We start from the raw sequence: 5622 nt of genomic DNA, 5'->3' as shown, positions 1-5622 counted from the left end.
CACTGTTACCGCACACGGGCCCCGACGGGCCGCGCGCCGCGTGCAGTTCAGCCCCACGCCCCACCCAGGACAGAAGGAGAGGGATGCGAGCGATGCGCTGGATACCGCGCGCCGGCGTGGCCGCGATCACCGCGGCCGTGCTGGCCGCCACCGCCGTGGCGCCTTCGGCCGCGGGGGAACGCCCCACGCCCGGACGGGCCGACGACGGGAACGGGCTCACCGGCACCGGCACCGGCACCGGCAGCCAAGCGGGCGGGGAGAGCGTCACCGTCACCCTGGTCACCGGCGACCGGCTGCTGGTCACCACCGACGCCGAGGGCCGCTCCGCCGCCACCGCCCTGCCGGGACCCGACGGCCACCCGCCGGCACTCCAGACCCGCACCACGGGCAGCGACCTCTACGTCTACCCCGAGCGCGCCGCGTCCGCGCTCGCCCACGGCACGGTGGACGAGGAGCTGTTCAACGTCACCGGGCTGATCCGGCAGGGCTACGACGACGCGGCCTCGGAGACGATCCCGCTGATCGCCGTCTACGACGGTGACGTGGACGTGGCGCGCTCGCTGCCCGCCCTGCCCCGCGGCGCCGGCCACCGGCTGACGCTGCCGTCCGCCCGCGGCGTCGCGCTGGACGCCGACAAGGAGCGGGCGGGCGCGTTCTGGGACGATGCCACCTCCGGCGGCTCGCGCGCGGGCCGGGACCTCGCCGCGCTCTGGCTGGACCGGCGCGTCGAGGAGACCCTGGACCGCTCGGTGCGGCAGATCGGCGCCGACGCGGCCTGGGAGGCCGGTTACGACGGCACCGGCACCACGGTCGCCGTCCTGGACACCGGCGCGGACGCCGAACACCCGGACCTGGCGGGCCGGATCACCGCCGCGGAGAACTTCACCGACTCCGGCACCACCGACGACCTGCGCGGCCACGGCACCCACACCATCTCCACGGTCGGCGGCTCGGGAGCGGCGAGCGGCGGCGAGCGGCGCGGCGTCGCCCCCGGCGCGGCGCTGCTCAACGGGAAGGTGCTCAACGACTACGGCAGCGGCCAGAGTTCTTGGATCATCGCGGGCATGGAGTGGGCCGTCGCCGAGGGGGCCGACGTGGTCTCCATGAGCCTGGGCAGCCCCGAACCGACCGACTGTGCCGACCCGATGAGCGCCGCGGCCGAGGAACTGGCCACCACCACCGACACGTTGTTCGTCGTCGCCGCGGGCAACGCGGGCCCCGCGCTGAACACCGTCTCCTCCCCCGGCTGCGCGCCCGGCGTGCTGACCGTGGGCGCGGTGGACCGCGACGACAGCACCGCGGGCTTCTCCAGCCGGGGCCCCGCGGCGGTCACCCACACCCTCAAGCCGGAGATCGCCGCGCCGGGCGTCTCGATCTCCGCCGCCGCGGCGGGCGGCCGGGGCGTCTACGCGTACCAGGAGATGTCGGGCACCTCGATGGCGACGCCCCATGTGGCGGGCGCCGCCGCCCTGGTCCGCCAGGCCCACCCCGAGTGGACCGCGGGCCAGACCAAGGCCGCGCTGGTCTCCTCGGCCGAGACGGCGGTCCCCGGCGACGTCCGCGAGACCGGCGGCGGGCGCCTGGACGCCGCCGCCGCGACCACGCAGGCCGTGCTCGGCGCCCCCGCCGTGCAGGGCGGCGCCTTCTCCTGGCCCCAGCACAGCAGCGACCCCACCACCGTCGAACTGCCCTACACCAACACCACCGACCGGCCCCTCGCCCTGAGCCTGGCCCCACCCGAGGTGACCGGCAACGACGGCAGCCGCGTCAGGTCGGGCGTGGCCCGCCTCGGCGAGCGCCGCGTCACCGTCCCGGCGGGCGGAACGGTCACGGTGCCGCTGCGCCTCGACCCGACGGCGGACCTCTCCCGCGCCCAGTACGGCGACCTCACCGGCCGTGTGGTGGCCACCGGCGACGGCGTGCGGGTGGTCACCCCGTTCGCGCTGCACGTGGAGCCGGAGACGGTGAGCCTGCGCGTCAAGCTGGTGGACCGCGACGGCGAGCCCGCGGCCGGGACCTCGTCCCTGGACCTGGTCGGCATCGACGCCGCCACCGGCGAGCGGCGCGTCAACGGCGGCGCGATCGACCAGGCGTTCCGCGTGCGGCCCGGCACCTACTTCCTGTCCGCCTTCGTCACCACTTCGGACTCCAGCCTCACCTATCTGGCCCGCCCCGAGGTCGAGGTGACGCGCGACACCACCCTCGTGCTGGACGCCCGCGAGGCCCACCGGCTGTCCGTCGCGACCGACCGGGACAGCGAAGTCCGGGGCTCCACCTTCGCGTTCTCCCGCACCTGGGACCAATGGCTGCACTACGGCACGGCGTTCGGTGGACGCGCGCTCACCGGCCGGTACGCGCGGATCGAAGGGGCCGCCCGGGAGGGGGAGTTCGAGTTCGGCAGCTACTGGAGGACCGCGGCGCCGCTGATCGAGGAGCTGTCCGTGGTGGGCGGGCCCGAGCTGGACCCGCTGCCCGCCCACACCGGGGCGAGCAACCTGGACGGCACCGGCGAGGCCCGGCTCGTGGACGCCGGGAGCGGAACGCCCGCGGAGCTGGCCGACGCCGGGGCCGAAGGAGCCGTCGCGCTGGTGGAGTTCCCGGACGACCGGCCGAGCGCGATCCAGGTCGCCGATGATGCGGAGGCGGCCGGGGCCGTCGCCGTGGTCGCCCACCGGCCCACGCCCGGCCGCTGGTTGCCCGCCATCCGCTTCGACGGCCTGCCGCTGCCCGTGCTGGCCGTCGAGTCCGACGAGGCGGCGGACCTGGCCCAACGCCTGTCCGCGGGCGAGGTCACGCTGCGGTGGGACGCCACCGCCGTCAGCCCCCACCAGTACAACCTGGCCTTCCACGAGGACGGGCGGCTCACCTCCGCCCGCGATTACCGGCCCAGGGACCACCAACTCGCCCGCGTGGACGCGACGTACCACGCCATGGGCCAGGCCGGTGACTACACCGACTACCTGGCCGCCTACCGGCCCAGCGGCGCCGCGCTCTCCGTCGGCCACACCCAGGTGGTGCCCTCGCCGGGCACGCGCACCGAGTTCTACGCGCCGGGCGAGGGCACCGCGTGGAACCACATCCTGTCCAGCAGCTACCCGTGGGGCGAGTCGATGACCGATCGGCACCGCGTCCACCGGGCGGGAGAGCGGCGCGAGGAGAGCTGGTACGACGGCGTGATCGCACCCGTCGCACCGCGCGACGAGAACGGGGAACCGGTGCTCGCGGCCGAACGCCAGGGCCACCTCATGGGGTTGGCCACCGCCCAGTGGGGCGACGGCTCGCACCACGGGCAGGCCGGTTCGTTCGGCGACATCGGCAGGCTGACGCTCTACCGCGACGGCGAGGAAGTCGGTTCGAGCGCCTGGCCGTTCGGCGCGTTCGAGGTGGAGCCTGAGGAGGCCACCTACCGGCTGGAGCAGCGCGTCGGCAAGTACGGCGAGCCGTCGGAGGTCTGGCACCGCTCCACCGCCGTCGACACCGCCTGGACCTTCCGCTCGGCGCTCGACCCCGACGTCCACTCGCAGCCGCTGCCCGTCATGTTCCCCCGGTACACGCTGCCCGAGGACGGCATGAAGACCCTCGCGGCCGAGGACGGGCTCACCATCGGGCTGAGCGCGCAGGGTCATCTCGGCTACGAGCCGGGCCCGTTGGCCTCGGCCGCGCTCTCCTGGTCCTACGACGGCGGCGCCACCTGGACCGAGGCGGACGTGGACCCGGAGACCTGGACCGCCACCGTGGACCACGCGGGCGCCTCGGGGGAACAGGTGACGCTCCGCGCCCACCTCACCGACGCGGCGGGCAACAGCGTCACCCAGACCGTGGCCAGGGCGTACGACGTGCGCTGAGAAGGCGCCCGGCGGCGGCCGTCAGCGTTTCGTTCTCTTTCAGACCTGTCGCCCCGCGCCTTGATGGCGTCGAATGGCGGGGTGAGCGGTTCAGGGGAGAGAACGGAACGCGCGCTGGGCGCGCTGGGCGGGGTGCTGGCCGCGGCGGCCGGGCTCGCGGCGGGAGAGCTGGCGTCGGCCGCCGTCCGGCCGGAGGCGAGCCCGGTCACCGCCGTGGGCGCGGCGGTGATCACCCTGGCCCCGGGCTCCGTCACGAAGTGGGCGATCGACACCTTCGGCGCCCAGGACAAGCTGGTGCTCCAGCTGGGCATCGCCGCCGTGCTCGCCCTGTGCGCCGCCGCGCTCGGCGTGCTCGCGGTGCGGCGCCGCGCCGCGGCGGCGGGGGCGCTGGCGTTCGCCGCGGTGGGCGCGTTCGCGGCGGTGACGCGGCCCGGTGCGGGCCCGTCCGACGCGGCTCCCTCGCTGGTGGCGGGCGTGGCCGCGGCCGGGGTGCTGGCGCTGCTGGCCACGCGGCTGAGCCCCGCGCCCGCATCGGCTCCCGCGAACCCCGCGAACCAGGGCGGCGGCGCGGGAGCCGGCCGGCGGCGGTTCCTGACCGCCGCCGCCACGACGGCGGCGGCCTCCGGGGGATCCTGGCTGCTCGGCCGCGCGCTGCACACGGCCGACTCGGCGGAGCTGACCGCCTCGCGCGCCGCCCTCACCCTCCCCGCGGCCGACGCCGCCGCGGGCCCGCTGCCGCCGGGCGCGCGGCTCGACCTCCCCGGCCTCTCCTCGTTCCACACGCCGAACGACACCTTCTACCGGATCGACACCGCGCTGCGTGTCCCGCGCCTGGACGCCACGCGGTGGCGGCTGCGGGTCCACGGCGCGGGCGTGCGGCGGCCGTTGACGCTGACGTTCGACGACCTGCTCGCCAGGGAGCTGGTGGAGCGCGACATCACGCTGTCCTGCGTCTCCAACCCGGTCGGCGGCCGGCTCGTCGGCAACGCCCGCTGGATCGGGGTCCGGCTGGCGGACGTGCTGCGGGAGGCGGGTGTGCGCCCGCCCTCCGAGGGCGGGCGCGCCGACCACCTGGTGGCGCGCTCGGCGGACGGGATGACGCTGGGCAGCCCGGTGGAGACGGTGATGGACGGCCGGGACGCGCTGCTCGCGGTGGCCATGAACGGCGAGCCCCTCCCGTTCGAGCACGGCTTCCCCGTCCGGATGGTGGTCCCCGGCCTCTACGGCTACGTCTCCGCCTGCAAGTGGCTGGAGGACCTGGAGCTCACGACGTTCGACGCCTATGACGCCTACTGGACCGAACGCGGCTGGGCCGCCCGGGGCCCGGTCAAGACCCAGTCCCGCATCGACACGCCCCGGCCGTCGGCGCCGCCCCGGCCCGGGGAGGTGGCGGTCGCCGGGGTGGCCTGGGCCCCGCACACGGGTATCGAACGGGTCGAGGTGCGCGTGGACGAGGGCCCCTGGCACGAGGCCGAACTCGCCGACGAGGCGACGCCCGACAGCTGGCGGCAGTGGGTGTGGCGGTGGGAGGCCACCCCGGGCGAGCACCGCCTCCAGGTCCGCGCCACCGACCGCACCGGCACCACCCAGACCGACGAGGACTCCAGCGTGCTGCCCGACGGCGCCACCGGGCGGCACACGATCACCGTGGAGGTGCCGGACTAGGACCGGGCAGGCGACCCGCGACCGGTGGCCGGTGGCCACGAGCGGCCGGAAAATCATGTGCGGAGCGGGAATCCCGTTGACAGGCTTACCCCATGGGCCCCACGCACGACCC

At 75.9% G+C, this 5622-nt stretch carries 2 protein-coding genes; both read left to right on the top strand.

The window, feature by feature from the left end; translation table 11 throughout:
• Positions 1–92: 92 nt before the first annotated feature.
• Complete coding sequence (locus ADY01_RS31740) at positions 93–3845, top strand: S8 family serine peptidase (protein WP_049580185.1); 3753 nt, start codon at positions 93–95, stop codon at positions 3843–3845.
• An 81-nt stretch (positions 3846–3926) separates the two neighbouring features.
• Positions 3927–5510, top strand: a complete 1584-nt coding sequence (locus ADY01_RS31735) for a molybdopterin-dependent oxidoreductase (RefSeq protein ID WP_234320492.1) — start codon at positions 3927–3929, stop codon at positions 5508–5510.
• Positions 5511–5622 lie beyond the last annotated feature (112 nt).

This window comes from Streptomyces sp. SBT349 (genome assembly GCF_001083795.1).
Classification (GTDB): domain Bacteria; phylum Actinomycetota; class Actinomycetes; order Streptomycetales; family Streptomycetaceae; genus Streptomyces.
This window is presented reverse-complemented; position numbering and strand designations above follow the sequence as displayed.